The sequence below is a fragment of the Actinokineospora baliensis genome (genome assembly GCF_016907695.1).
Classification (GTDB): Bacteria; Actinomycetota; Actinomycetes; order Mycobacteriales; family Pseudonocardiaceae; genus Actinokineospora; species Actinokineospora baliensis.
In genome coordinates this window covers 4,779,814-4,804,527 of the sequence record NZ_JAFBCK010000001.1, presented here as the reverse complement: position 1 = coordinate 4,804,527, position 24,714 = coordinate 4,779,814, and the positions used below count along the sequence as shown (strand labels likewise).

Genomic DNA, 24,714 nt, shown 5'->3' with positions numbered 1-24,714 from the left:
TTATATAGTCGTACCCAGGAGGCGCCTGCCCCAGGCCCGGCTGCCCGCAGGGAGTGGCGAATGTTCGAGAGGTTCACCGACCGCGCGAGGCGGGTGGTCGTTCTGGCTCAGGAAGAGGCCAGGATGCTCAACCACAACTACATCGGCACTGAGCACATTTTGCTTGGGTTGATTCATGAGGGTGAGGGTGTCGCGGCGAAGGCTCTGGAGTCGTTGGGTATTGCTCTGGAGGGTGTGCGGCAGCAGGTTGAGGAGATCATCGGGCAGGGGCAGCACGCGCCGTCGGGGCATATTCCTTTTACGCCTCGGGCGAAGAAGGTGTTGGAGCTGTCGTTGCGTGAGGCTTTGCAGTTGGGGCATAACTACATCGGTACGGAGCACATCCTTTTGGGGTTGATCCGTGAGGGTGAGGGTGTCGCGGCGCAGGTGTTGGTGAAGCTTGGTGCTGATTTGAATCGTGTGCGTCAGCAGGTCCTGCAGCTGCTGTCGGGGTATTCGCAGGGTGGTAAGGAGTCGACGGAGACGGGTGGGCGTGGTGAGGGGACGCCGTCGTCGTCGCTGGTGTTGGATCAGTTTGGTCGGAATCTGACGGCGTCTGCTCGTGAGGGCAAGTTGGATCCGGTGATCGGGCGCACGAAGGAGATCGAGCGGGTGATGCAGGTGCTGTCGCGGCGCACCAAGAACAACCCGGTGTTGATCGGTGAGCCCGGTGTGGGTAAGACGGCGGTGGTTGAGGGTTTGGCGCAGATGGTGGTGAAGGGCGAGGTGCCGGAGACGCTGAAGGACAAGCAGCTCTACACCCTCGACCTCGGGTCGCTGGTCGCCGGTTCCCGCTACAGGGGTGATTTCGAGGAGCGCCTGAAGAAGGTGCTGAAGGAGATCAAGACCCGCGGGGACATCATCCTGTTCATCGACGAGATCCACACCCTGGTCGGCGCCGGGGCGGCGGAGGGCGCGATCGACGCCGCCTCCATCCTCAAGCCGATGCTGGCCCGCGGTGAGCTGCAGACGATCGGCGCGACCACGCTCGACGAGTACCGCAAGTACGTGGAGAAGGACCCCGCTCTGGAGCGCCGGTTCCAGCCGATCCAGGTCGGTGAGCCGTCCCTGGAGCACACCATCGAGATCCTCAAGGGCCTGCGCGACCGGTACGAGGCGCACCACCGCGTCACGATCACCGACGCCGCCCTCGTCGCCGCCGCCACCCTCGCCGACCGGTACATCAATGACCGGTTCCTCCCGGACAAGGCCATCGACCTCATCGACGAGGCCGGGGCGCGGATGCGGATCCGTCGGATGACCGCGCCGCCGGACCTGCGGGAGTTCGACGAGAAGATCGCCGACGTCCGCCGGGAGAAGGAGTCCGCGATCGACGCGCAGGACTTCGAGCGGGCGGCGAAGCTGCGCGACAACGAGAAGCAACTCCTGTCGCAGAAGGCGGAGCGGGAGAAGCAGTGGAAGGACGGCGACCTCGACGTCGTCGCCGAGGTCGATGACGAGCAGATCGCCGAGGTGTTGGCGAACTGGACCGGGATCCCGGTGTTCAAGCTGACCGAGGAGGAGACCTCGCGGCTGCTGCGGATGGAGGACGAGCTCCACAAGCGGATCATCGGCCAGGAAGACGCCGTCAAGGCCGTCTCGCAGGCGATCCGCCGCACCCGCGCCGGCCTCAAAGACCCCAAGCGCCCCTCCGGGTCCTTCATTTTCGCCGGCCCGTCGGGTGTGGGTAAGACCGAGCTGTCGAAGGCGCTCGCGAACTTCTTGTTCGGCGAGGACGACGCCCTGATCCAGATCGACATGGGCGAGTTCCACGACCGCTACACCGCCTCCCGCCTCTTCGGCGCGCCCCCCGGGTATGTGGGGTATGAGGAAGGCGGCCAGCTGACGGAGAAGGTCCGCCGCAAGCCGTTCAGTGTGGTGTTGTTCGATGAGATCGAGAAGGCCCACCAAGAGGTCTACAACACCCTCCTCCAGGTGTTGGAAGACGGCCGCCTGACCGATGGGCAGGGCAGGACGGTGGACTTCAAGAACACCGTCATCATCTTCACCTCCAACCTCGGCACCCAGGACATCTCCAAAGCCGTCGGCCTCGGGTTCACCTCCGGCACCGACACCGGGTCGAACTATGAGCGGATGAAGAACAAGGTCAACGACGAGCTGAAGAAACACTTCCGCCCCGAGTTCCTCAACCGCATCGACGACATCATCGTCTTCCACCAGCTCAACGAGCAGCAGATCATCACCATGGTCGACCTCATGATCAGCCGCGTCGAAACACAGCTGCGGAACAAGGACATGGCGCTCGAACTCACCGACCGCGCCAAGAAACTCCTCGCCAAACGAGGCTTCGACCCCGTCCTCGGCGCCCGCCCACTCCGCCGCACCATCCAACGCGAAATCGAAGACCAACTGTCGGAAAAGATCCTCTTCGGCGAGGTGGTGCCCGGTCAGCGCGTGGTGGTCGATGTGACGGACGAGGAAGCCGAAGACGCGCGGTTCGTCTTCCACGGGGCGGTGGCGGCCACCCATGAGTGAGCGGCCGTTGATGATCCTCGTCGGCATCGGGTACGAGCCGCACCGGGGTTACCTGCTGCGGTCGATCGCCGACACCACCGACGTGTGGCTGCTCGACCACGAACCGGCGACGTGGGAGAAGCCGTACGTGGTGGGCAGCACGGCCGTGGACATCCGCGACGGCGCAGCGCTTCTGGCAGCGGCCGTCGACGTCGCGGCAGGACGGAACGTCGACGGCATCCTGTGCTGGGACGAGCTGAAGATGGCCAACACGGCCACAGTCGCCCAACACCTCGGGCTACCCGGCGTGTCACCGGACGTCATCGACCGCTGCCGCGACAAGCACCGCACACGCACGGCATTGGCCGCCGCCGGTGTGCCGCAACCACGATCCGTCGCAGTGGCCTCCGTGGAGGAAGCCCTGGCGGTCGCCGACGGCCTCGGCTACCCCGTGATCCTCAAGCCACGGGCACTGGGCGCGAGCATGGGCGTCACCAAAGTCGACTCCCCCGCAGACCTGCCCACCGCCTACGCCCACACCCGAGCCCAACACGTCGACCAAGCCCGCCACTACAACCTCGGCGTACTGGTCGAGGACTACGCAGACGGCCCGGAGTTCAGCGTCGACTCGGCCATTGTGGACGGTGTGGTCACCCCGCTGTTCCTGGCCCGCAAAACCAGCGGATTCCCCCCGTACTTCGAAGAAACCGGCCACATCGTCGACGGCTCCGACCCCCTGTTCACCGACCCCGACCTCCACGCCCTGCTCGCGGCCGCCCACGACGCCCTCGGCTTCGACTCCGGCATGACCCACACCGAACTCCGCCGCACCCCCACCGGCTGGTCGGTCATCGAAGTCAACTGCCGCCTGGGCGGCGACCTCATCCCCTACCTGGGCCTGCAGTCGACCGGCATAGACGCAGGCCGCATAGCCGCCGCCATTGCCTGCGGCCGACCCCCCACCTTCACCCCCACCCACTCCTCCGTCACCGCCATCCGCTTCCTCTACCCACCCGCCCCCACCACCATCGCCGAAATCCGCATAGACACAGACGCCCTACCCCCCAACACCCTCCTAGCCACCCCCCTAGCCACCCCCGGCACCACCGTCGCCCCACCCCCAGAAGGCCACGTCTGGGGCCGCTACGCCATGGTCGCCATCACCGCCCCCACCCCCGAGTCCTGCCCCCCAGCCCTAGACACCGCCGCCAACGCCATCACCCTCATCCCCACCTAGCCCCCTCCCACCCACGCGACACCCCGCAGGCCGACCCGAACGGACACTCCACCCGCCCCTTCCACCGGAAGCAACGGTGCCAGCCCAACCCACCGAGCCAGCCCCGCCAGCCCAACCACCCGACTCCGACCACCGAACCCAGCCACTGGACACTCGGAAGCCGCTGGTGCTACCCCAGCCCACCGCCTTCCCGCCCGCCCCGGCCGCATTGCCAACCACTGGACACTCGGAAGTCGCTGGTGCCATCTGCTCGATGGGGTGGACCTGTTTTGTGTGGGGGGACGGCAGTCGTAGCGTCGCCTCGCTGCAGGGCCATGCTTTTCGGCCCCTGCTTTGCGGTCCTGCCACGGCTGTCGTAGGGGCCCCACGCAAAACAGGTCCACCACATCGAGCCTGCACTCAAATCGCGGATCCAGTGCAATGCCGAAGGCGAGCAGACCCCGCGGACAACAGACCCCGCCCACCCAGGGGGCCACCCACTTCCAGCGTACCGCTTCCCCTTGCGCGTCAAGGGGGTCAAGCGAGACCTGTGGACAGAACAGGCCGTTGTGGACAGCCAGACCCCCCGATCAGGCATTGACTCTTACTTCGGAAATATATAGTGTTCCTCTCCGGAGCCCGGTCCACCCCCGGCGGACGCGCTCCCGCCAAGGCGCAGCCAGCTCACCGGTGATCAACCACTGTCTCACTGGAGGCCAACCGTGGAACGGGAAACCTACGAGTCGCTCAACCTCGCACCGAAACCGATCCGCCCGCACATCCTCGCCGCCGCCACGATCGTCTACGGCGACGACTACTACAACGGCAGGCGCGAGACGATCAACCTGTCCGGGTTCGTGCAGATGAACAAGTGGCCGATGCCCGGGTTCGAGCACCGGGTCGACGAGCGCGGGCGGTCGGTGTTCGACACCGAGCTGATCAGCGCGCCCGAGGTCGGCATCAAGGGCTTCAGCTACGAGCTCAACGACCGGATCCAGATCCTGTCCAACCCGCTGCTGCCCAACACCGGGCACGTGCGGCAGATCGCGCCGGGCAAGAACTTCCCGGCGGAGTTCCACATCCAGCGGTTCGGCATCCTGGAGACCAGCACGCTGCGGCTGGTGCACCGCAACGTCATCGACATCTACGGCGTGGTGGACGCGATCCCGCCGTTCAAGAAGCCGCTGACCGGCGGCTACTTGGGTGTGCCGCGCGGCGACCAGCCGATGGAGCTGGTGCAGGCGCCGAACGTGGTGCGGGGGACGACGCTGCCGGAGGCGTGGTACCCCTCGACCGACGACAACCAGCCGATCGGGATCACCCCGACGGTGTTCTTCGCCGACAGCCCGGCGGCGTGCATGTCGATGCTGGTCGACCCGTCGATGATCATCCAGACCTCGACCGAGGCGACGCTGACCCTGGAGGTCGGTGGCCGCACGGTGCGGGTGGACCTGCAGGGCAGCCACGCGCTGGCGGCGGGCATGGAGATCCTGCTGTTCGGCCCGGAGAAGCACGACGAGGGCCGCGGCGTGCTGGCCCAGATCGCCAGGGTGGCGCTGGTCGGCGAGTGCGCGGAGCTCGGTGGCCGGGTCATGCTGCGGGCGAGCTGGCCCAAGCCATCCGGCGGCACGCTCGGCGAGGGCACCGAGGAGGCGCTGTCGCGGGTGCGGTTCCCGGCGGAGCTGCACTTCGACGCCGAGTTCGACCTGGTGACGCCAAACGAGGTGCTGTACTCGACCAACCCGGTGCACCTGTCCGGCCGCCTGGCCGACCTGGAGCCCGCGGGCACGAACCTGGCCCTGTCGGGTCAGGGCACGCCGCTGGTGACCACCGGTGACGTGGAGAAGGCCAGGATCACCGGCCTGTCGCTGGTGATGCGCGAGTCCATCGTCGGCGAGCACGCCGCCGTCAACGTCTGAGCCGATCCCACCCCTGACCTCGTCCGGCCCTCCCCTGGGCCGGGCGAGGTTCAGGCGTGTGTGGGCCGGGATGGAGGCCAGGATGGACACCCGCACGCTGGTGATGCACCAGGCGATGCTCGGCGACCGGACCCGGTTGCGCGCCTACGACGACGCCCTCGCGTGGGCGGTGCGACCCGGTGACGTGGTCATCGACGTCGGTGCCGGGCTGCTCGTGTTGGGGATGCTGGCACTCAAGCACGGCGCGTCGCACGTCTATGCCATAGAGGGCGATCCGGTGACCGCGGCGGTCGCGGCGAGCATCGCGGAGGACAACGGCCTCAGCGGCAAGCTCACCGTCATCCATGGCGATGCCCGGACCGTCGACCTACCGCACAAGGCCGACGTCATCGTCTCGGAGCTGATGGGCAACATCGGTCCCGAAGAGGAGATGCCGGAAATCATCGCCGCGGTCGCCAAGAGAGCGTTGGCGCCAGGCGGGCGCGTAGTGCCTCAACGACTGACTACGACACTGACCGCGATCGAGTTCGACGACGAGGGCTGGGGCGTGTGGAGCGGCGACTCCCTGGGCTACCGGCTCGACGCAGTGCAGCAGTACGTCGAACCGGCCGCGCACCTGCACTTCTTCCAACGCCTCCCAACACGGCTCAGCGCGGCGGTCCCGATCGGCGACAGCGTCCTGGGGTCCACCGAGAACGCGGTGTCCACCACGGCCCGCAAGCTGCGCATCACCCGGCCGGGCACCCTGCACGCGGTGATGGGGTCGTTCACCGCGACCTTGGCACCCGGGGTCACCTTGTCGAACTTCCCCTCGTACCCCGGCTGCAACTGGGGTGTGTGGATCTGGCCGGTGCGCCACACCCCCGTGGTCGACGGGGACGTGCTGCAGGCCAAGGTGGTGCTCCCGGAGGGCGTCAGGGTCGCTACCGACTGGCAGCTCGAGTGCGGGATCAGCCGCCGGGAGTCGTCGTGACCATCCTCGCCGGGATCGTGCGGGACCTGCCGCTGCAGGCGCTGGAGCTGTGCGGGGTGACCTGGAGCGGGGAGTACCTGTGGTACTCGGAGTCGTTCACCGGCCGCATCACCGCGATCGACTCGGTGACCGGCGAGCCGTCCGGGCAGATCGACTGCACCGACATCCGCGCCGACCTGACCACCCTCGACGGGTGCCTGCTGCAGGTCGTGGGCGACCGCCGGGACCTGCGGATGCTCGACCCCGAGACCGGCGCGGTGCTCGGTGAGCTGGCCAACCCGCGCCCCGGGCACGCGCTGACCGGGCTGGAGGCGTGCCGCGACGGCCTGTGGCTGGGCTACCAGGACCTCAAGGTGCTCGACCTGCGCGATCCGACGGACCTGCACCTCATCGACTGCGTCCCGGTGCGGCGCCCGCCGTCGGGGGTCGCGGTCTCGGACGGCTACGTCGTCTACTCCGACCACAAGGGTTCCATGATCACGCTCGTCGACACCTCCGCGCGCCGAGAACAGGTGTCGGTGCGGGTGTGGGGCAACCCGACCGGCCTGACCTGGGACGGCAGCCTCATCTGGTACTGCGACCACGCCACCCTGCAGCTGCGCGCGGTGGAGCTACCTGGATTCCAGCACTTCTAACCCCGGGGAGAGCTGATGCGCGACGTCCTCCGAGCGCTGCGGGTACTGGCCACCGCGGTCGTCATGCTCGTCCCTGCTTGCGTTGGTCTGCTTGTCCGGGGCAGGGATCGAGGTACTCCGTACCTGTACCGGCAGGTCAGCCGTCTGCTGATGGTGCTGGGTCCCGCGTTCATCAAGGCGGGCCAGGTACTCGGAACGCGCCGGGACGTCCTCCCACCGGCCTTGTGTGCGGAACTCGAAGTACTGCAAGACTCCGTTCCGCCATTGGACCCCGCGCGCAGCCGCCAACTGCTGGACGAGATCTATGGCCCGCACCTGCCGGAGCTGCTGCCCGACATCGACTACAAACCCATCGCGGGTGGCAGCGTCGCCTGCGTCTACCGGGCCACCGACCGCCAAGGCCGCCAAGTGGCGCTTAAAGTGCTGCGCCCGGAGATCCGTCCCGTGCTCGAGGCAGACCTGCGGATCATGCTGCGGGCCTCGGGGCTCGCGGCGCGGCTGCCGGTGCTGCGCGGTGTGCCGGTGACCGAGGTCGTGGGCGAGATGTGCTCGGCCGTGCTCGCGCAGCTCGACTTCCCCCGTGAGGCCGACAACCTCGTGCGGCTGCGCCACGACTTGGGCGCGGTGCGGCGGGTCTGGGTGCCTGCGGTGTACCCGGAGCTGTCGGGGCCAGCGTGCGTGGCGATGGAGTTCATCCCCGACCTCGACGTGCGTACCGCGCAGGGGTGCCCGCCCGCGTTGCGGCGCCGGTTCGCCGAGTCGGCGCTGGGGGCGATCTACCACATGCTGTTCGTGGACGGGTTCGTGCACTGCGACCTGCACCCGGGCAACCTGTACTTCACCCGCGGCGGCGAGGTCGTGGTGCTCGACGCCGGGTTCAGCGTGCAGCTGTCGCCCCGGTTGCGGCGGCTGTTCGCGGAGTTCTTCCTCAACATGGCCGTCGGCCGGGGCGACCGGTGCGCCGAGATCGTGGTCGACAGCTCCACCGGGGTCCGGCCGGACGCCGATCTGCCCGGGTTCCTCACCAGGATGGCCGACCTGGTGGTGCGCAGCCACGGGCAACCCGCCCGTGAGTTCAGCCTGATCGCCTTCGCCACCGAGATGTTCGACCTGCAACGCCGCCACGGCGTGCACGCCGCCCCAGAGTTGATCTTCCCGCTGCTGTCGCTGCTGGTCATCGAGGGCACCATCCGCGACCTGGACCCGGACATCGACTTCCAGGAGACGGCCAAGCCCGTGCTCAACCGGGGCCTGTTCGGTGCCCGGCGCTCGAGTTGATCCCGAGAGGACCCCTGGATGCGCTATGGCGGCACGCTCACCCTCGTCGGCGCCGGTGACGCCGACAACCTCGACCCCGCGTTGTCCGTGCACACCGCGACGAGGGGGATCCTGCGCGCTTACACCCGCCAGTTGGTGACCTACCGCGCCGGGCGAGACCAAGAGGCCGCGGGCGTCGTCGTGGCCGATATGGCGACAGAGTTGCCTACGCGGGAGAACGGCCGTCTTGACGCTAGCGGGCAGGAGTATGTGTTCACGATCCGGCCCGGGGTGCGGTGGGACGACCACAGGCCCGTGACCGCCACTGACATCGCCCGTGGCCTTAAGCGCTTGGCGCATCCCGACGCGCCCAGTCCGTCGTTGACCTACTTCGCCCGCACCATCCGCGGCCTGGCAGAGCTGCGCGACCGGTTGGCGTCGGTGGACCCCACAGAGGTCGCGAAGGTCATCGAGTGCACAACGCTGGAGGGCATAGAGGTCATCGGTACCGACACCGTTGTCCTACGCACCCTGGGGCACTCGGTGGACTTCCTCAACATCCTGGCTCTGCCGAGCGCGACACCAGCACCCATCGACTACTGCGGGTTCCTACCCGGCAGCGACGACGTAGTGCGCCGACTGCGGTCCAACGGGCCCTACCGTGTGGAGACCTACGTCCCCGGCAAGGAGATCCAACTCCGCCGCAACCCGGCCTGGGACCCGGCGACCGACCCGGTGCGCGCGGCCTACCTGGACGGGATCTCGGTGCGGATGGGGGTCTCGGAGGAGGAGTCGTTCCGACTGGTCGACTCCGGCGAGGTAGACATGTTGTGGGACATCCAGCCGATGACGGTGGAGCTACCACGCCTGTTCGGTGACCCGCGCCTGGAAATCCACCCGGCCGGGTTGTTCAGCCCTTACCTCGCCGTGAACATGCTGAGCCCCAACGAGAACCGCGCCACGAGCAAGGTGGGAGTAAGGCGGGCGGTGTCGGCGGCGTTGGACCGCGAAGCCGTGTCGCGGGTGTGGGGCGGGCCTAGGCTCAGCGATCTCGCGTGGCGGATCCTGCCGCCGCTGTGCTCGGCGCACACGCCTATAGCGCCCCTGCCAGAGGGCGCACCGACCGGCGATCCTGACCTCGCCCGGTCGCTGCTGGCCGACGCGGGCTACCCCGACGGCCTAACGCTGCGGATGGTGCACCGCGATCGCGACATCCACCCGGAATCGGTGCACGAGATGCGTGAGGCCCTCGCCCGCGCAGGGATCACCTTGAAACCAGTGCCGGTGTCGATCAACGAGCTGTTCACCACCTACTTCGCGTCCGCCGAACCTGCCGTGCGCGGCGACTGGGACCTGGCGTTCACCGGATGGGAGCCGGACTGGCACGGCGACAACGCGCGCACCTACCTGCAGCCGCTGTTCGAGAGCCGCCCCGAGGGCAGCTGGAACCTGGGCTTCTACGCCAGCCCCCGGGTCGACCGGCTACTCGCCGAAGGCCGCGACGCCGACGACCGGGCAACGGCCAACGCCGCATACCGGGCCGTCGAGGCGGAAGTACTACGGGACATGGCTGTCATACCGGTGCTCTTCGCGCACCAGTACTGGTTCCACTCCGCCGCTGTCCGCGGTTGGGAGCCCTACCCGGTGCTCAACGGGGATCTTACGAATGCGTGGCTGGCGCCTTGAGGTGCGCCGTAGTGCTACCGCAGCAGCCCCCGACGAGAGCCAGGTCGTAGTCAAGACGCCACCGCAGTAGCGTGTCCATCAGGCCGTCACCGTCGACGTCCGGGTAGGCACCTAGAGGGCCTTCATACCGCTCCCGCACTGCCTTTAGCGCGTCTTCGACCGTCTTAGGCGTTCCGCAGTTCAGCGCGACCAGAGCGGCGCCGCCTTCCCACGCGCCCACCACCGCGTCCACAACGGACTCACCCGACGGGAGTCTTCCGTTGTCCTCGCAGTGGAAACTCACCCAGGTGGGAACACCGGCGTTCACCGCGTGCTCCAAGACAACGCTCGCCTCAGCCCGGGACGGCATGGACTCGGCGAACACCACGTCCACTCCACACCGGACCAACTCCGTCACCAACCAGCCGTGCCCCGCCGGATCCGCGGGGCCTACAGACCCCGCCACCAGGACCGAGGTACCCGCGGAGGCCCGCGCGACACCGACGGCGGCGTGCACCATCCACGCCGTCCCCGACCCCGGGGCCAGCCCGAGACCGAGCAGATCGGCTTCCGCGCACCGGTACGTCGCCGCAGTGATCACCTCGGCCCCCGCGGCGATGTTGTTCTCGTGCACCGCGCGCAACGCGGCCCGACCGGCACCGGTGAGCAACGGGCGATTCGTCCACCACGGGGCTTCGACAGAGATCCCCGCGTCGCGCAGGCCCGTCGGCAGGCTGGTGTCCAAGAGCACGGCGCACCTCCTTCGGCCCCGAAGTTACCACAGGAAACTAAAGTTTCCCGGGCCGAGCACATACCTACCGTGACTGACCAACCCTGATGGCCTGGTCGATCGGGGGAAGGGCGTTCACGCATCGTGATACCAGGTGGATCGGCACCGGGTGCGGTAAACCGGTAGGTGCGGGTGGTCGCGATCGAGAGGGGTACACCGTGGGGTTGTCCGGATATCGAGCCGAGGTCGGCTTGCGCGTCGACGGCCAAGAGCACGCCCTCGCGGTCGACACCCGATCCACCGTGCTCGACCTGCTGCGGGAAACGCTGGGCAACACCAGCCCCAAGAAGGGCTGCGACCACGGCCAGTGCGGCGCCTGCACGGTACTGATCGACGGTAAGCGCGTTTTGTCCTGTCTTACCCTCGCCGTCACCGTTGGCGGCAAGGACATCGTCACCGCCCAAGGGCTCGCCGCGGATGGGCTGCACCCGGTCCAGCAGGCGTTCCTCGACAACGACGCCCTGCAGTGCGGCTACTGCACACCCGGCCAGATCTGCTCCGCTGTGGGCGCGCTGGACGAGTTCGCCGACGGCAGGCCCAGCTACGCGGGCGACGTCGCGGCCGAGCCCGAGCTGACGCGGGCGGAGATCGCGGAGCGAATGAGCGGGAACCTCTGCCGGTGCGGCGCCTACACCGCCATCATCAGCGCTGTCGAGCAGGCGGCGCGCGCATGAGGCCCTTCGAGTACAGCACCCCGGCCAACGCCGTCACCGCGGTCAAGACGGTCGCCGAGCGCCCTACAGCCGCGTTCCTCGGCGGCGGCACCAACCTCGTCGACCACCTCAAGCTCGGCATCACCCACCCCGACCTGCTCGTCGACGTCACCGGGGTCACCTCAGCCGACATCACGGACTCCCAGATGGGCCTGCTCATCGGCGCCGCCGCCCGCAACAGCGACATCGCAGCCGACTACCGCGTCCGGACCCGCTACCCCATGCTCGCCGAGGCGCTCCTGTCCGGCGCCTCAGGCCAACTGCGCAACATGGCCACTGCGGCGGGAAACGCCCTCCAGCGCACGCGCTGCGCCTACTTCCAAGACCCCACCACGCCGTGTAACAAGCGACGCCCAGGCTCGGGCTGCGCAGCTATAGGCGGCTTCACCCGGGGTCACGCCATCCTCGGCGCCTCCGACCACTGCGTCGCCACCCACCCCTCGGACATGGCGGTGGCTCTTACGGCGCTCGACGCCACTGTGCACGTCCTCAACCCCCAGGGCGAACGAACCATCCCCTTCGCTGACCTCCACCGCCTCCCCGGAGACGACCCCACTAGGGATACCGTCCTCGAGCAGGGTGACCTCATCACGCTCATCGAACTCCCCTACTCCCCCGTGGCTCAGCGATCCGGCTACTACAAGGTCCGGGACCGGGCATCCTTCGCCTTCGCCCTCGTGTCCGTCGCTGCGGCTCTTACCGTCACCGACGGCATCATCAGCGACGCCCGGCTCGCCTTCGGCGGGGTCGCGCACAAACCCTGGCGGGCCCACCACGCCGAACAGGTCCTCATCGGCGAACCCGCGACCAATGCCACCTACCACCTGGCGGCCGAACAAGAGCTGACCCACGCTCGCGCCCTCGACGGACTCGACGGTGGCAACGCCTTCAAGATCCCACTGCTGATCCGCACCGTTGTGTCGATCCTGCGCAGGCTGGCCGAGGAGTCGCAGTGAGCTCTATAGGACAGGACATCCCCCGCCGCGACGGGTATGCCAAGGTCACCGGAACCGCCACCTACGCCGCCGAGGCGGACGTGGACAACGCCGCGTATTGCGTTCTGCTGCAGGCCACGATCGCGCGTGGTCAAGTGACCGAAATAGACATCACCGAGGCGTTGGCGCTACCCGGCGTCCTCACAGTCCTCACGCCGGGCCAGGTGGAGAAGCTCAACCGCGTTGACGACGCCGAACTGTTCGTGCTGCAAGACGGCGAAGTCGCCTACCGCGGGCAGGTCATCGGGGCGGTCATCGCTGAGACCTCCGAGATCGCCCACCACGCGGCATCCCTCGTCCACTTCAGCTACCACGTGGATGAGCACGACAGCTCGTTCACACCCGACCGCCACGACCTGCACAAGCCGGACCGGCTCGGCACTGGTGAACCCACCGACACCAAGACAGGCGATGTCGACTCCGCCATGCGCAAGGCGGCGCACACCATCGACCAGACCTACACAACAGCCACCAACCACAACAACCCGATGGAACCGCACGCCACCACCGCCCTCTGGCAAGGCGACGCCCTGATCCTCTGGGAATCCACCCAAGGCGTCCACGCCGTGCGCACCACCATCGCCGAGGTCTTCGGGCTGGACCCCGACAGTGTCCGCGTCATCTGCCCCTACGTCGGCGGCGGGTTCGGCGCCAAGGGCGACCCACACCCGCCCGCCATCGTGGCCGCGCTGGCCGCCCGCGCCCTCCCCGGCAGGCCCATCCGCCTCTCGCTCACCCGCGCCCAGATGTTCGCCCTCGTCGGCTACCGCCCACCCACCATCCAGCACACCCGCCTCGCCGCCGACCAGCACGGCACCCTCACCGGCATCGCAGTGGCAGCCGTCAACCAAACCGCCAAGATCACCGAGTTCACCGAGAACGCGGCCTCACCCACGCGAACCATGTACGCGGCCGCGCACCGCGCCACCAGCCACCGGGTCGTCGCCCTGGACGTCGCCGTGCCGACCTGGATGCGCGCCCCCGGCGAGTGCCCCGGCATGTTCGGCCCCGAGGTCGCCATCGACGAACTCGCCGAGGCCCTCGGCGTCGACCCCATCGACCTGCGCATCCACAACGAACCCGACGTCGACCCCGCCAGCGGCAAGCCGTACTCCAGCCGCAACCTCGTCGCCTGCCTGCGCCACGGCGCCGACCGGTTCGGCTGGGCCGACCGCGCACCCCGCCGCGACGGTGACTGGCTGGTCGGCACAGGTGTCGCGGCATCGGTGTTCCCGGCCTTCACCATGCAAGCCACCGCGGCCATCCGCTACGCACAAGGCCGCTACGTCGTCGAGATAGCCGCCGCGGACCTGGGTACGGGCGCGTGGACCGTGCTGCCCCAGATCGCCGCCGATGCTCTAGAGGTGCCGCTCGACCAGATCGACATAGGCATCGGTGACACCGCCTACCCGCGCGCGTCCGTGGCAGGCGGCTCCACCGGTACAGCCACCTGGGGCTCGGCGATCCTGACCGCCGCGGAGGCGTTCCGCGAGAAGTTCGGCACCGACCCCGCGGAGGGCGACGAGATAGAGGGGTCCATCACCAAGCCGCCGTTTCACGAGGACTACGCCACCTACGCGTTCGGCGCCCAGTTCGCTGAGGTGCGCGTGCACGCCTATAGCGCGGAGATCCGCGTCCCCCGCCTACTCGGCGTCTTCGCCGCGGGCCGCATCGTCAACCCCCGCACAGCCCGCTCCCAACTCGTCGGCGGCATGACCATGGGCCTGTCCATGGCCCTACACGAGGCAAGCTCCCTGGACCCCCGCTTCGGCCACGTCATCAACCACGACTTCGCCGAGTACCACATCGCCACCTGCGCCGACGCCACCAACGTCGAAGCCCACTGGATCGACGAACACGACCCCCACGTCAACCCCCTCGGCGTCAAGGGCATCGGCGAGATCGGCATCGTCGGCACCGCGGCGGCCATCGTCAACGCCGCCCACCACGCCACCGGCGTCCGTGTCCGCGACCTCCCCCTGACCCTCGACAAACTCCTCCCCGGCCTCCCCTCCCTCGCCTAGGCGCTCTTCACCACCCACCCAGCCGTCACCCCACCCTTCGCTCCGCTTCCCGCCCCTCCAACCCCACTAGCCATTATCTTGATAGCACATAGTTAATCTAAAACTTCGGCTGTCGGGATGCTGATTAAGGCTGCGGCTCTGGGCTGGGAAACTCCGTAGACTCACGGCATGGGCGCCCAGGAAACTGCCGGTATGTCGAGGCTGCGTACCCGTCCCACCCTCACCTGGACGGCCACCGGCGCCCCGCTCCCCCGCACCAGCAGCCTCGACGAGGTCGCCGACGTCGTCGGCCGCGGCCAGGTCGTGGTCCTGAGCGGCGCGGGCCTCTCGACCGAATCAGGCATCCCGGACTACCGGGGCGCCGCGGGAACCCTGCGTGAGCACGTCCCGATGACCTTCGGCGAGTTCACCAGCGCCCCCTACGCCAGGCAGCGCTACTGGGCGCGCAGCCACGTCGGCTGGCACACCATCGCCGCGGCCGCCCCCAACGACGGGCACCGCGCGGTCACCGCCCTGCACCAGGCCGGGCTAGTCACCGGCGTCATCACCCAGAACGTCGACGGCCTGCACCAGGCCGCGGGCACACCAGGCGTGATCGACCTGCACGGCAACCTGGACCGGGTCATCTGCCTGCGGTGCCGCGAGCAGTCCCCGCGCGTGGAGCTCGACGAGCGACTGCGGGTGGCCAACCCGGACTTCGTGGCGACCTCGGACGTGATCCACCCGGACGGCGACGTCGAGTTGGCCGACGCGGCCATCCTCGAGTTCACCGTGGTCGACTGCGGGTCCTGCGGGGGCGTGCTCAAGCCGGACGTCGTGTTCTTCGGCGAGAACGTCCCGCCCGGTCGGGTCCGGGAGTGCAACGACCTGGTCGATGCCGCGGCCGCTGTGCTGGTGCTGGGGTCGTCGTTGACGGTGATGTCCGGTTTGCGGTTCGTCCGCCGGGCCGCCGGTCGGGGCGTGCCGGTCGTGATCATCACCCTCGGCGAGACCAGGGGCGACCCGCACGCCACGGTCCGCGTCGACCGCCCGCTGGGTCCCGCGCTCACCGAACTGGTGAACCGCCTGACCTGATCGGACCTTGCGGCCGACATTCCCGCGTCCGCGCTCGACAGTGCGTGCCCGCCGCTGCCGCATCGACTCACTAGATCGACGGACGCCGCGGATTCTCCCCTGCCCGCACGGTGCTCGGCGATCTTCGCCGTGATCTTGACGAGCAGCTCGCGCCCAGCTCGGCGGTCAGATCTGATGCACGCGGCGCGCCACCCACACCGGGCACCGGCAGTGATCGCGATCTCGTTCGAGTGGTCGGCGGCGAAGCGGCGTCACCGATCCGCACCCCGGTCATCACCTGTTCACAACCACTTCGCACCGAAGCGCCGCTCACCCGGGAAGGACCGTCATGGCTCGCCCAGTCGCCACCGTCGTCACCGTCACCACCCTGCTGCTCGCCCTGCTGACCACCACCGTCGTCACCACCTCCGCCACCGCGACCGCCGCCACCGACTCCCTGCGCCCCTCGGTCTCCCGCTCCCTGCAGCTGCTGCGCTCGAGCACCCTGAACAAGCTGATCAAGCTGCTGATCAGCAAGCGGCCGCAGCCGCAGGACGAGGGCATCCTCGGCGAGGGTGACGCGCACATGGCCGAGGACGGCACCGACTACCCGTAGAGCTCCGCCCCGCAGGCGGGAAACGGCCGTCTGGGTGGGGCTGTGGATGAATCCGCGCGCGGTTCGGCCGCCCCCTGGTACCACTTGTGGCGCAAACCAGGGGAATGGAGATCGTCATGCGTCACAGGGGCCGGTTCGGGGTACTGGTCTGGCTGGTTACGGGAGCACTGCTGGGATCGGCGACCACCGGAGTCGGGGCCGGGGCCGCCACACCGCGACCGCTGGGTGACACGCTCACCCTCGTCACCGGTGACCAGTTCCGCGTTCTGCCAGGACCACGCGGGGAGCTCATCGTCCAGGTAGTACCAACACCAGGACGGGAGAACGTCGGGTTCTTGCGCGACGGCAACACAATCGTGCCGTCGGACGCGCAGCCTTTGGTCGACGCCGGTCGACTAGACCCGCGTCTGTTCGACCTGACAGTCCTACCGCGCGATAGACCGGCTCCCGTGATCGTCACCGATACCGGCCCTCTTACCCGGGTTGCGCTACCGGGGACGGATACGCGTGCGTTGCCTAGCGTCGACGGAGCTGCTCTTACGCCCACGCCGGGCTTCTGGGCGTGGTTCACCTCCTCGCGCGCGTCAGTCTGGTTGGACGGAGTCTCCAAACCGACGCTGGACGTGAGTGTGCCTCAAATCGGGGCGCCCACAGCGTGGGAGAGCGGGTACACCGGTGCGGGTGTGACCGTCGGCGTGTTGGACACCGGCATCGACGGCAGCCATCCGGATTTGGCGGGCAAGGTGCTGGAGGCAAGTGACTTCACCGGCACGGGACCTGCCGACCAGGTCGGGCACGGTACCCATGTGTCCGGGATCATCGCGGGAACCGGTGCGGCGTCCAGTGGGCGCTATAGGGGTGTGGCGCCGGACGCGAAGTTGGTCAGCGGCAAGGTGTGCACGGCGATAGGTTGCTCGGACTCCGCGGTGATCGCGGGCCTTGAGTGGATCGCGCCGAAAGTCCGGGTCGCGAACCTGAGCTTCGGCGGCGCCTACACCGACGGAACGGACCCGGTGTCGCGTGCGGTGAACTCGTTGTCCGCACAGCACGGCACTCTCTTCGTAGCGGCCGCAGGCAACGACCGGGCCCTGGACAACCCCGATCCGCTGGCTTCAGTCACGTCGCCCGCTGCTGCCGACGCTGCTCTTGCGGTCGGTAGCGTCACCAAGGACGACACTACGAGCCCGTTCTCGCCGCGGCAGCCGAGAAAACGGGACTACGCGGTGAAACCGGACATCGCGGCGCCCGGTAGTGACATCGTGTCAGCGAGGGTGGTCGGCACTCCGGCGGGCGACTGGGCGCCGGTGGACGAGCACTACGCGGCCCTGTCCGGGACCTCTATGGCCGCACCGCATGTAGCGGGCACTGCGGCGTTGTTGGTGCAGAAGCAGCCCGGGTGGGCGGCGGACCGGTTGAAGTCGGCGCTGGTGAGCAGCGCGAAGCCTACGGCGGACGCGTTCGAGCAAGGCGCGGGTCGGGTGGACGCGGCGCGCGCAGTGGCGCAGCAGGTCAACGTGGTCGGTGGCGGAATCGGGTACGGGTTCGTTCCTTGGGGATCCGGCCGGTTGAGCAAGACGGTGACCTACCGCAATGACGGCGATGCTGCCGTCACCTTGGCACTGAGCACCGACAACCCGGTGTTCACCGCAGGAGCTCAGCAGGTCGTCGTGCCCGCGCACGGCACGGCAGCGGTAACCGTCCACGCTGACCCTGCTGGCGCGACCGGACGGCAAAGTGGCCGACTGACCGGTACCGCGGGCGGCGTTGTGGTGCGGACAGCCCTGACCGCGGTGCTGGAGGCGGAGAGCTACACCGTGGCGGTGACGCTCAAGGGGAGAACGGGCACATCGGCGTCGGTGGTCGCGAAGGCCGTGAACGTGGACTCGGGCGCCGCTGTCGGTGTTCGGGTGGTCAACGGTGCGGGTGTGGCCCGACTGCCGAAGGGCCGGTACGACTTCCAAGCGGTGGAGGTCGCGAACAGTGGTGACGTGACGCTGCTTGCCCGGACCGGGATCGGCGTGGATCGGGAGTCGTCAGTCGCACTGGACGCCACCGGCGGTCGGCTGGTGTCAACGACCGTTGACGGTACTCAGACCACGCTGGTGAGCGGCGAGTTGTCACTGGTGTCCGGTTCTCCGACCGGTGAGCGGACGTCGGCATTGGTGTGGTTCTACCGGCCGGGCCAGAAGGTCTATGTCGTACCGACCCAGGGCAAGGTCACCGACCACACCTTCCTCTTGTCCTACCGCACGATCCTCGACGCACCAGGCTCCAGCTACAACCTGGCGTTCCTCGAGCAGGGCAAGATCCCCGACGGCAGATTCACCGCACGTCCCCGAGACCTCGCGCGGGTGGACGCTCGGTACTACGCGCAGAGTGCGCCCGCCAAGTCGCTGCGGGCTGACTACGCACTGCTGGACGCGCCAGGGACCAACACCGGCGCGCTGCAGGTTCGCGAACTGGCAGTGCCGAGTGCTCGAACCGAGTACTACACGGCAGGACCGACCTGGCAGCACGTGTTCGCGGTGTTCCCCGAGGACACCTCCGACAGCGAGTCCTCGGTGTCCTACAAGATCTACCAGCCGGGTAGATCGGCGTCGCACTGGAATCGCGCACCCCTGAGCCCGTCCCTGGGCGCTCCAGAGGTCGGATTCGGAATATCACGGCTCGGCGGTCGTCTGCTGGTAGTAACCGCCCCCCTCTCCGGCGGCGACCCCGACCAGTCCACCGTCCTGGCAGCCGCAGCCACCGGCGACACAGTCCTGACCAGGGACGGCGCTGTCTTAGGCACCAGCGGCCAACCCGGGGTCGGGTTGTTCCCCATCCCCGACACCCCCGGCCGCTACACCCTCCGCACCACAGTCGACCGCGCCGTCCCGTGGTCCACCCTCGGAACGCACGCCGACATCACCTGGACCTTCCAGGAGGCCGGCGCCGGATCGGCCACTCCCCCACCGGTGTTGGTAGTGCGAACCGCCGCCGAGGTCGACGACCAAGGCGCCGCCCGACGCGGAACGTTCCTGCCGATCCGGTTGTCCACCCAACGCCCACCAGGCGCGCCCACATCGCGCCTGACCACCCTTCACACCGACTACTCCACCGACGACGGCCGAACCTGGCGGCAAGCCCCCACCCTGCACATCGGCACCGGGGAAGGGTTAGCCCTGGTGAAGAACCCTTCGACCACCGGTTTCGTGTCATTGCGGATCACCGCCCGGGACGCCAACGGGAACTCGGTCGAGCAAACCGTCATCCGCGCCTACCGGGTCGGGTGATCAGCAGCCCGCACGCATCACCGAAGGCAGCCCGATCGCGAGGCGATCGGGCTGCCTGTGCTGGTCTTAACCTCCGCGCTGCAGATGGCGGCTAGGTTGTCGTCTTCACAGCGCTCGCGCGACACCTCCGACCGCACGCGGTCGACCGGGCTGCGCGAAGCGACCGCCGCCCATCCGGTGCGAAGCACCGGGCCTCATCACGGCACGACTTAACGCAGCAGGTCTTCTCGGCCTCGGTCACGCGGGCTCTGCCCGGCACCCTGTTCCCTGAACGCGTTCATCGCGCCCGCTCGGCACCGTCCAGGCCGCATGCTGGGAGCCAGTGTCGGGTCAGGCGGTTGCGATCAGCGCGGTGCCGAGAGCCAGGAGGAATGCGCCGCTGAGGAGGGTGGCGGTGAGGCGGGCGTGCCTGCTCCACAAGGCGTCCCAGTCGCCGGGGTGGTTGAGGGTGGCTGTGGTCATGAGGGCTCGGCCAAAGCCGAAGGCAGCTCCGGCGAATAAGGCTTGGGGGACGGATGCGGTCAGCAGGACGGCTGTAGCAGCGATGTAGGGCAGGCCGCTGGGGAGGTAGGTGCGGGCGCCGGTGCCCATCTCGATGCCGAACTGCAGGGGGCCGAGGTGGCGGCCGAGCCGGAACACGCCTTCGGGAACGAGCCGTCGGTTCTCCGGCAGCCGGACGTCGATCACCCGCAACTCCTTGAGGGCGACCAGCACCAGGACCGCACCGACGAGCACCCAGCGGGCCCACCAGGGCAGCGGCGCCCGGACCAGTGACCCGACCACAACCAGGACCGTCGCGGTGACCGCGCCGCCGAGTAGGAGGCCGACACGGAACGCGAGCGCGGGAGAACCTCGCCAGACCGGCGAGCTCAGCACGTGGGCTGAGTTGCGGCTTCAAGTGGAGCCGGAGGTGGCCAGTCCCGCGGTCGCGCCGAGAAAGACCCACGGCACCCGGTGGTCGCCGGTGACCAGGATGCTGATCACGGTGGCGGCGGTGAGGGTGAGGGCCAGGACGACCGGGTGCCAGCGGAGCACGTCAGACCCGGGTGCGGCAGATGGTCAGGTAGGTGTACCCGGCCTGGTCGGGACCCCAGTAGGTGCTGAAGCCGTCCGAGCACCGGTAGGTCTTGCCGTCGGGGGTGGTCCAGCGCCACGCGTTCTTCATCGTGGTGGTGCCGCACGTGGTGGAGACCGCGGTGTGGTCGACCTGGACGTCGCCTTCGGTGTGGGTGCCGTACTTGTGCCAGCCCGCCTCGCAGAAGTCGCTGCTGCGCCAGGCACCGCCAACGCAGGCGGCATAGGCGTTGACGTGGTCGCCGCTGGTGTCGGGGTCCTCGTCGTAGCCGACGGGGTAGGCGTCGCGGCAGTCGGTCCGGTCCCAGCCGGTGAGGGCGTTGGGGCCGACCTCGGCGCGGGCGCGGCGTGGGAAGGTCAGGACGCCGGAGCCGAGGGTCAGCGCGCCCAAGGCGAAGGCGCGCAGCACCGTGCGGCGTCTGCCTGTGGTCTTGAGGCCGCTGAGCGCCCGCGTGCGCCCGGTGCCCGATTCGTGGTCAGGTATCCGATCCAGCGTGAGCGCCACCGCGCACCCCCCATTCGTCGAGGACCTCGTCCACCTGCTCGGCGCGCACCGGCAGCGAGATCCGCTGTACCCGCCCGTCCGACCCCACCAACATCAGCACCGGCGGCGCGAGGTGCGACACCGCCCGCCAGGCTTCGCGGTCGGTCACCACTTCAAGCCCGATGTCCCACGTCGAAGCCACTTCGTGCGTCAGCACCACGGCGTCGGTCAACCGGTCGGCGACCGCGTGGCACAGGGAGCAGCCTGTGTCGGCCGCGAGTACGACCCGGCCCGCGAACTTCTCGCCCAGCACGATGTCGGCCTGCGCCTCGTACCCGCCTTGGTCGCGGCCGACGATCGCGCGCAGCAACCGAACCTCGCGCAACACCGCGGCCAACCCAAGGAACAGCAGCACGATCGCGACCCAGGTAATCACCAGGAACGCCGTCATCGGGCTCACCGCGCACTCCAAGCCACGTCAATCCCATCCATCCAGTCCAACTGCTCCTGCGTCGCCCCATCGGCCAACTGGACCTCCGCGACCCCGGCCGGGAACCCCATCACGAACATGTGCCCCTCCCCCGCCAGCGGCACCTTCCACACTTCCCCGTGCCGGGTCTTGGCCCCCGCGTGCGCCGGGATGTGGTTGCGCACCTGCGCGGGCCCCGGGATCGACACCTGCCCGAACCCCCGAACCGCCAACACGATGTGCTCACTCATGGTGTCCAACAACGTCATCCGCCGCGGCGTGACCACCATCCCCGCGGCGGAGTCGGTCACCCGCAACGAGCTGAACAACCCCACGATCCGATCCCGCCCCGGCGCAGGCCCCGCATACACCGTCAACAGCTCGTGGTGCTCCCCCACCAACGCCGCCACCGACGACTGCCCATCCCGCGCCTCGGCGACCACAACCTCCCGCCCATGCACCACAACCCGATCGGTCACGTCAGCAGGCGCCACGAACTCCCCAGCGAACGCCCGATACCCCCGAGGCCCGATCTGGAACCCAGTCCCATACGACCCCCCAGCGAACCGAACCGCCGCCGCCACCCCCGACACCGCCCCCACCCCAGGCAACGTCACGGCAACTCTGGCCCCACTGGGCGCCAACAGGTCCAGCCTCTGTGCGGTGGTCACGCACCTTGACGCTAGAGCAGCCACCACCCTTGATCAACCAGTTCCCCTTCCCGCACTTCACCCGTCCCAGCGACAGAAGTTATCCACATGTGGATCTTCAGCGCCCGACCAGGGAGGTGTGGTCGCCAGGCCCCGGCATGACCACGCCCCTGTCGAACCCACGATCCAGGGGTGGTCTCACCGGACCTGGTGGCATCGAGGGACCGCTGATAGAGACACAGGCACCGGTCTCGTCGCAACGTGGGTACCTGCGCTCGATGCCCGACCCGGTGACCCACGCAGCGGCGAACGAGACCCGTATAGCCAACCGGATCCTCGGCCTACTCACCGGCATCCACCTGGCCCCTGAACACGCCATCGGGTCGCGGGTCAGCCACCCGGCCGTCCTGGCTCGAGGTCGGTGACGTCTTGAACGTCGCCAGCTCCGGACACTTGGCCGCCTACGCCAGCGTCTCTTCCTGGCCTCGTTCGCGACCCTTGCCGACCCGACCAGCAGGCCTACCACGACCGCAAACGCGCTGAGGGCAAGACCCACAACGCCGCACCGATCTGCCTGGCCCGCCGACGCTGTGACGCCTCCACGCAACGCCGCGCCGCGGCACCCACTACCGACACCCAAACCCGCTACCACCGCAGCTCAACAACCACATACGGACGCCCCCAGCGAGGCATGGGCTGCGCGCAGCTCGGCGTGCGCGCGATAGAGCGCGAGGCGGTCTGACAGCGGGACTTCGCTGGCGCGTGGAGCGACTTCGTTGAAGCGGCAGTATTTGCCCGATGTAGTTGCGTCGGTTGGGCTACTGCCGCAGTTGGCGGGTGTTGTCGGGGAGGCGGCGGGTTGTGCCGGTGTGGTCGAGGTAGGCCAGTAGTGGGAGGGCTACTCGGCGGCTGGTGTTGAGGGCTTGGCGGGCTTGGCTGGTGGTGAAGGGTTGTGGGAGGTGGGCCAGGATCTCGGCGGCGCGTTGGGGGGCGTCTGGCGGGAGGAGGATGCCGTCGGGGAGTTTGAGGAGGTGGCCGGCCCGGACGGCGGCTGCGAGGGCGCGGGTTCCCAGTTGCTGTTGCCGGGCGGAGTCTGGGGCGGCGAAGGGGTTGGTGGCGAAGTCTTCGGCTAAGGCCTCTAGGACGGCGACTACGGCGGTGGGCAGGGTCGTTGGGGGTGTGATGAGTGGCGCCACTAGGTCAGGGCTGGGGAGTCGTAAGGCGAGGCGCAGGGTCTCGGTCGGTAGGCCTGGTTCTAGTGGGTGGGCGGCGCGCCATTGGGTCAGGGCGGCGTTGGCTTGAGCGGCGAGCGAATCCCATTGGTCGGTGTAGCAGTCCCCCGCGATCAAGCGAGCGGGACGCCCTAGGGCCTTGCGTTGTGCGCCAGTGAAGACCGGGGATCGGCCTAGGCGATCCAAGTCCAAGACCGTCGCGCCCACGATGTCGTGGCCGTTGCGCAGCAGAACGCGGTCCCCCACGCGTAAGGGAACGGGCCGCGACACAAAGAGCCTGCTGCCGTCACGTAAGGCGTGGGCACGAGCAGGAACGGCAGCGGACCCGATGTGTAAGACGACTTGCCGGGCTAAGACCGCCGCATCCACGTCCACGACGTGCGCGGCCCACCACGCATCCGGCGTAAGAAGGGCATCTCCCCGCTCAACCTCAAAGCGGTCCACGCTGCGGAGGTTGACCCCGATCCGCGCCACGGCCGACACCTGGTCCCGCGACCGCCCCAGCGCGTGCACCCCACGAACACGCACAGGCGACCCGCGCAGCAGCAGCTCGTCACCAGGCCGCACAGTGCCCGCCTGCAGCGTCCCGGTGACGACCGTGCCCGCTCCCGCGACCGTGAACGACCGATCGACCCACAGCCGCACATCCCCGCCCGGATCAGGCTCCGGCAGCCCGGCCACCAGATCCTCGATCGCGGACTTCACCCCCGCGACCCCGTCATTGGCCACCACCGACGGCACCACGCCCAGCGACGTCCGCGCGATCCGGGCCAACGCGGTCCGCCGGATCGGCTCCGGGTCCGCCAGGTCGGCTCGGGTGATCACGAGCAGGCCGTGCGAGACCCGCAGCGCGTCCAACGCCGCCAGGTGTTCCTCGGCCTGCGGCATCCAGGGCGCATCCGCCGCCACCACGAACAGCACAGCGGGCACCGAGCCGATCCCGGCGAGCATGTTGGGCACGAACCGCTCATGCCCAGGGACGTCGACGAAGGCGACCTCGCCGACGCGTGGGAGGTCCGTCCAAGCGAAGCCGAGGTCGATGGTGAGGCCGCGGCGCCGTTCGGCCTCCCAGCGGTCGGGTTCCATGCCCGTGATCAGCCGGACCAGTGTCGACTTGCCGTGGTCGACGTGTCCGGCTGTCGCGATCACGTGCACGGGCG

At 68.7% G+C, this 24,714-nt stretch carries 21 protein-coding genes and 1 pseudogene; 15 read left to right on the top strand and 7 right to left on the bottom strand.

All coding sequences use genetic code 11. The features are described from left to right. Positions 1-60: 60 nt before the first annotated feature. The 7 genes from JOD54_RS21975 to JOD54_RS21945 all read left to right on the top strand — a co-directional run bounded on the left by JOD54_RS21975 (position 61) and on the right by JOD54_RS21945 (position 10,200). The gene (locus JOD54_RS21975) at positions 61-2,535 is read left to right on the top strand and encodes an ATP-dependent Clp protease ATP-binding subunit (protein ID WP_239574947.1); all 2,475 of its coding nucleotides are present in this window, start codon (positions 61-63) and stop codon (positions 2,533-2,535) included. Then, the gene (locus JOD54_RS35200) at positions 2,528-3,751 is read left to right on the top strand and encodes an ATP-grasp domain-containing protein (RefSeq protein WP_204452646.1); all 1,224 of its coding nucleotides are present in this window, start codon (positions 2,528-2,530) and stop codon (positions 3,749-3,751) included. Before JOD54_RS21975 ends, JOD54_RS35200 begins: the two co-directional genes overlap by 8 nt. A 701-nt stretch (positions 3,752-4,452) precedes the next feature. Continuing rightward, a complete protein-coding gene (locus JOD54_RS21965) occupies positions 4,453-5,649 on the top strand; it encodes a DUF6004 family protein (protein ID WP_204452643.1) in 1,197 nt (398 codons plus the stop codon). An 82-nt stretch (positions 5,650-5,731) separates the two neighbouring features. Then, complete coding sequence (locus JOD54_RS21960) at positions 5,732-6,622, top strand: class I SAM-dependent methyltransferase (RefSeq protein ID WP_204452641.1); 891 nt, start codon at positions 5,732-5,734, stop codon at positions 6,620-6,622. After that, positions 6,619-7,257 carry an NHL repeat-containing protein gene (locus JOD54_RS21955; RefSeq protein WP_204452640.1) on the top strand — a complete coding sequence of 213 codons (639 nt, stop codon included), beginning with the start codon at positions 6,619-6,621 and terminating at the stop codon, positions 7,255-7,257. The genes JOD54_RS21960 and JOD54_RS21955 overlap by 4 nt, the downstream gene beginning before the upstream one ends. Before the next feature lie 15 nt (positions 7,258-7,272). Beyond that, on the top strand, positions 7,273-8,535 hold the full coding sequence (locus JOD54_RS21950) for an ABC1 kinase family protein (protein ID WP_204452639.1): 1,263 nt from the start codon (positions 7,273-7,275) through the stop codon (positions 8,533-8,535). A gap of 18 nt (positions 8,536-8,553) precedes the next feature. Then, positions 8,554-10,200 carry an ABC transporter substrate-binding protein gene (locus tag JOD54_RS21945; RefSeq protein ID WP_204452638.1) on the top strand — a complete coding sequence of 549 codons (1,647 nt, stop codon included), beginning with the start codon at positions 8,554-8,556 and terminating at the stop codon, positions 10,198-10,200. On the opposite strand, the gene JOD54_RS21940 is transcribed toward JOD54_RS21945, so the two are convergent. Beyond that, the gene (locus JOD54_RS21940) at positions 10,175-10,930 is read right to left on the bottom strand and encodes a homocysteine S-methyltransferase family protein (protein WP_204452637.1); all 756 of its coding nucleotides are present in this window, start codon (positions 10,928-10,930) and stop codon (positions 10,175-10,177) included. The two genes, JOD54_RS21945 and JOD54_RS21940, sit on opposite strands and share 26 nt — an antisense overlap. Before the next feature lie 203 nt (positions 10,931-11,133). Between JOD54_RS21940 and JOD54_RS21935 the strand changes: the two genes are divergently transcribed. The 6 genes from JOD54_RS21935 to JOD54_RS21910 all read left to right on the top strand — a co-directional run bounded on the left by JOD54_RS21935 (position 11,134) and on the right by JOD54_RS21910 (position 19,645). Then, positions 11,134-11,643, top strand: a complete 510-nt coding sequence (locus JOD54_RS21935; protein WP_239573465.1) for a (2Fe-2S)-binding protein — start codon at positions 11,134-11,136, stop codon at positions 11,641-11,643. Further along, positions 11,640-12,638 carry an FAD binding domain-containing protein gene (locus JOD54_RS21930; protein WP_204452635.1) on the top strand — a complete coding sequence of 333 codons (999 nt, stop codon included), beginning with the start codon at positions 11,640-11,642 and terminating at the stop codon, positions 12,636-12,638. The genes JOD54_RS21935 and JOD54_RS21930 overlap by 4 nt, the downstream gene beginning before the upstream one ends. Continuing rightward, positions 12,635-14,701, top strand: a complete 2,067-nt coding sequence (locus JOD54_RS21925; RefSeq protein WP_204452634.1) for a xanthine dehydrogenase family protein molybdopterin-binding subunit — start codon at positions 12,635-12,637, stop codon at positions 14,699-14,701. The genes JOD54_RS21930 and JOD54_RS21925 overlap by 4 nt, the downstream gene beginning before the upstream one ends. 201 nt (positions 14,702-14,902) lie before the next feature. Further along, positions 14,903-15,775: an NAD-dependent protein deacetylase gene (locus JOD54_RS21920; RefSeq protein ID WP_204456443.1), complete on the top strand. Its 873-nt coding sequence runs from the start codon at positions 14,903-14,905 to the stop codon at positions 15,773-15,775. Positions 15,776-16,103: 328 nt separating this feature from the next. Further along, positions 16,104-16,370, top strand: coding sequence for a hypothetical protein (locus tag JOD54_RS21915; protein ID WP_204452633.1), 267 nt, complete (start codon positions 16,104-16,106; stop codon positions 16,368-16,370). Positions 16,371-17,053: 683 nt separating this feature from the next. Continuing rightward, on the top strand, positions 17,054-19,645 hold the full coding sequence (locus JOD54_RS21910; protein WP_307860206.1) for a S8 family serine peptidase: 2,592 nt from the start codon (positions 17,054-17,056) through the stop codon (positions 19,643-19,645). A 330-nt stretch (positions 19,646-19,975) separates the two neighbouring features. On the opposite strand, the gene JOD54_RS21905 is transcribed toward JOD54_RS21910, so the two are convergent. From JOD54_RS21905 to JOD54_RS21885, 5 genes are read right to left on the bottom strand one after another with little or no spacing between them, the layout of a single operon-like run. Then, complete coding sequence (locus JOD54_RS21905) at positions 19,976-20,521, bottom strand: hypothetical protein (RefSeq protein WP_307860205.1); 546 nt, start codon at positions 20,519-20,521, stop codon at positions 19,976-19,978. A gap of 18 nt (positions 20,522-20,539) precedes the next feature. Then, positions 20,540-20,680 (bottom strand): hypothetical protein, encoded by a 141-nt coding sequence (locus JOD54_RS21900; RefSeq protein WP_204452631.1) that lies wholly within the window; start codon positions 20,678-20,680, stop codon positions 20,540-20,542. A 1-nt stretch (position 20,681) separates the two neighbouring features. Further along, the gene (locus JOD54_RS21895; protein ID WP_204452630.1) at positions 20,682-21,224 is read right to left on the bottom strand and encodes a hypothetical protein; all 543 of its coding nucleotides are present in this window, start codon (positions 21,222-21,224) and stop codon (positions 20,682-20,684) included. Continuing rightward, positions 21,196-21,654 carry a hypothetical protein gene (locus JOD54_RS21890; RefSeq protein WP_239574941.1) on the bottom strand — a complete coding sequence of 153 codons (459 nt, stop codon included), beginning with the start codon at positions 21,652-21,654 and terminating at the stop codon, positions 21,196-21,198. Before JOD54_RS21890 ends, JOD54_RS21895 begins: the two co-directional genes overlap by 29 nt. 5 nt (positions 21,655-21,659) lie before the next feature. Continuing rightward, positions 21,660-22,151, bottom strand: coding sequence for a hypothetical protein (locus tag JOD54_RS21885; RefSeq protein ID WP_239573464.1), 492 nt, complete (start codon positions 22,149-22,151; stop codon positions 21,660-21,662). Between the two features lie 449 nt (positions 22,152-22,600). Between JOD54_RS21885 and JOD54_RS21880 the strand changes: the two genes are divergently transcribed. Beyond that, positions 22,601-22,747, top strand: coding sequence for a hypothetical protein (locus JOD54_RS21880; protein WP_204452627.1), 147 nt, complete (start codon positions 22,601-22,603; stop codon positions 22,745-22,747). A gap of 33 nt (positions 22,748-22,780) precedes the next feature. Further along, positions 22,781-22,917: pseudogene (locus JOD54_RS21875) on the top strand (IS110 family transposase); the annotation flags it as partial. A 223-nt stretch (positions 22,918-23,140) separates the two neighbouring features. Here the strand turns inward: JOD54_RS21875 and JOD54_RS21870 are convergent. After that, complete coding sequence (locus JOD54_RS21870; RefSeq protein ID WP_204452624.1) at positions 23,141-24,709, bottom strand: selenocysteine-specific translation elongation factor; 1,569 nt, start codon at positions 24,707-24,709, stop codon at positions 23,141-23,143. Positions 24,710-24,714 lie beyond the last annotated feature (5 nt).

Coding starts and splice junctions, on each gene's coding strand:
- JOD54_RS21950 (WP_204452639.1), top strand. CDS start 7,273: ATGCGCGACGTCCTCCGAGCGCTGCGGGTACTGGCCACCGCGGTCGTC.
- JOD54_RS21880 (WP_204452627.1), top strand. CDS start 22,601: ATGCCCGACCCGGTGACCCACGCAGCGGCGAACGAGACCCGTATAGCC.
- JOD54_RS21915 (WP_204452633.1), top strand. CDS start 16,104: ATGGCTCGCCCAGTCGCCACCGTCGTCACCGTCACCACCCTGCTGCTC.
- JOD54_RS21975 (WP_239574947.1), top strand. CDS start 61: ATGTTCGAGAGGTTCACCGACCGCGCGAGGCGGGTGGTCGTTCTGGCT.
- JOD54_RS21945 (WP_204452638.1), top strand. CDS start 8,554: ATGCGCTATGGCGGCACGCTCACCCTCGTCGGCGCCGGTGACGCCGAC.
- JOD54_RS35200 (WP_204452646.1), top strand. CDS start 2,528: ATGAGTGAGCGGCCGTTGATGATCCTCGTCGGCATCGGGTACGAGCCG.
- JOD54_RS21960 (WP_204452641.1), top strand. CDS start 5,732: ATGGACACCCGCACGCTGGTGATGCACCAGGCGATGCTCGGCGACCGG.
- JOD54_RS21930 (WP_204452635.1), top strand. CDS start 11,640: ATGAGGCCCTTCGAGTACAGCACCCCGGCCAACGCCGTCACCGCGGTC.
- JOD54_RS21890 (WP_239574941.1), bottom strand. CDS start 21,654: ATGACGGCGTTCCTGGTGATTACCTGGGTCGCGATCGTGCTGCTGTTC.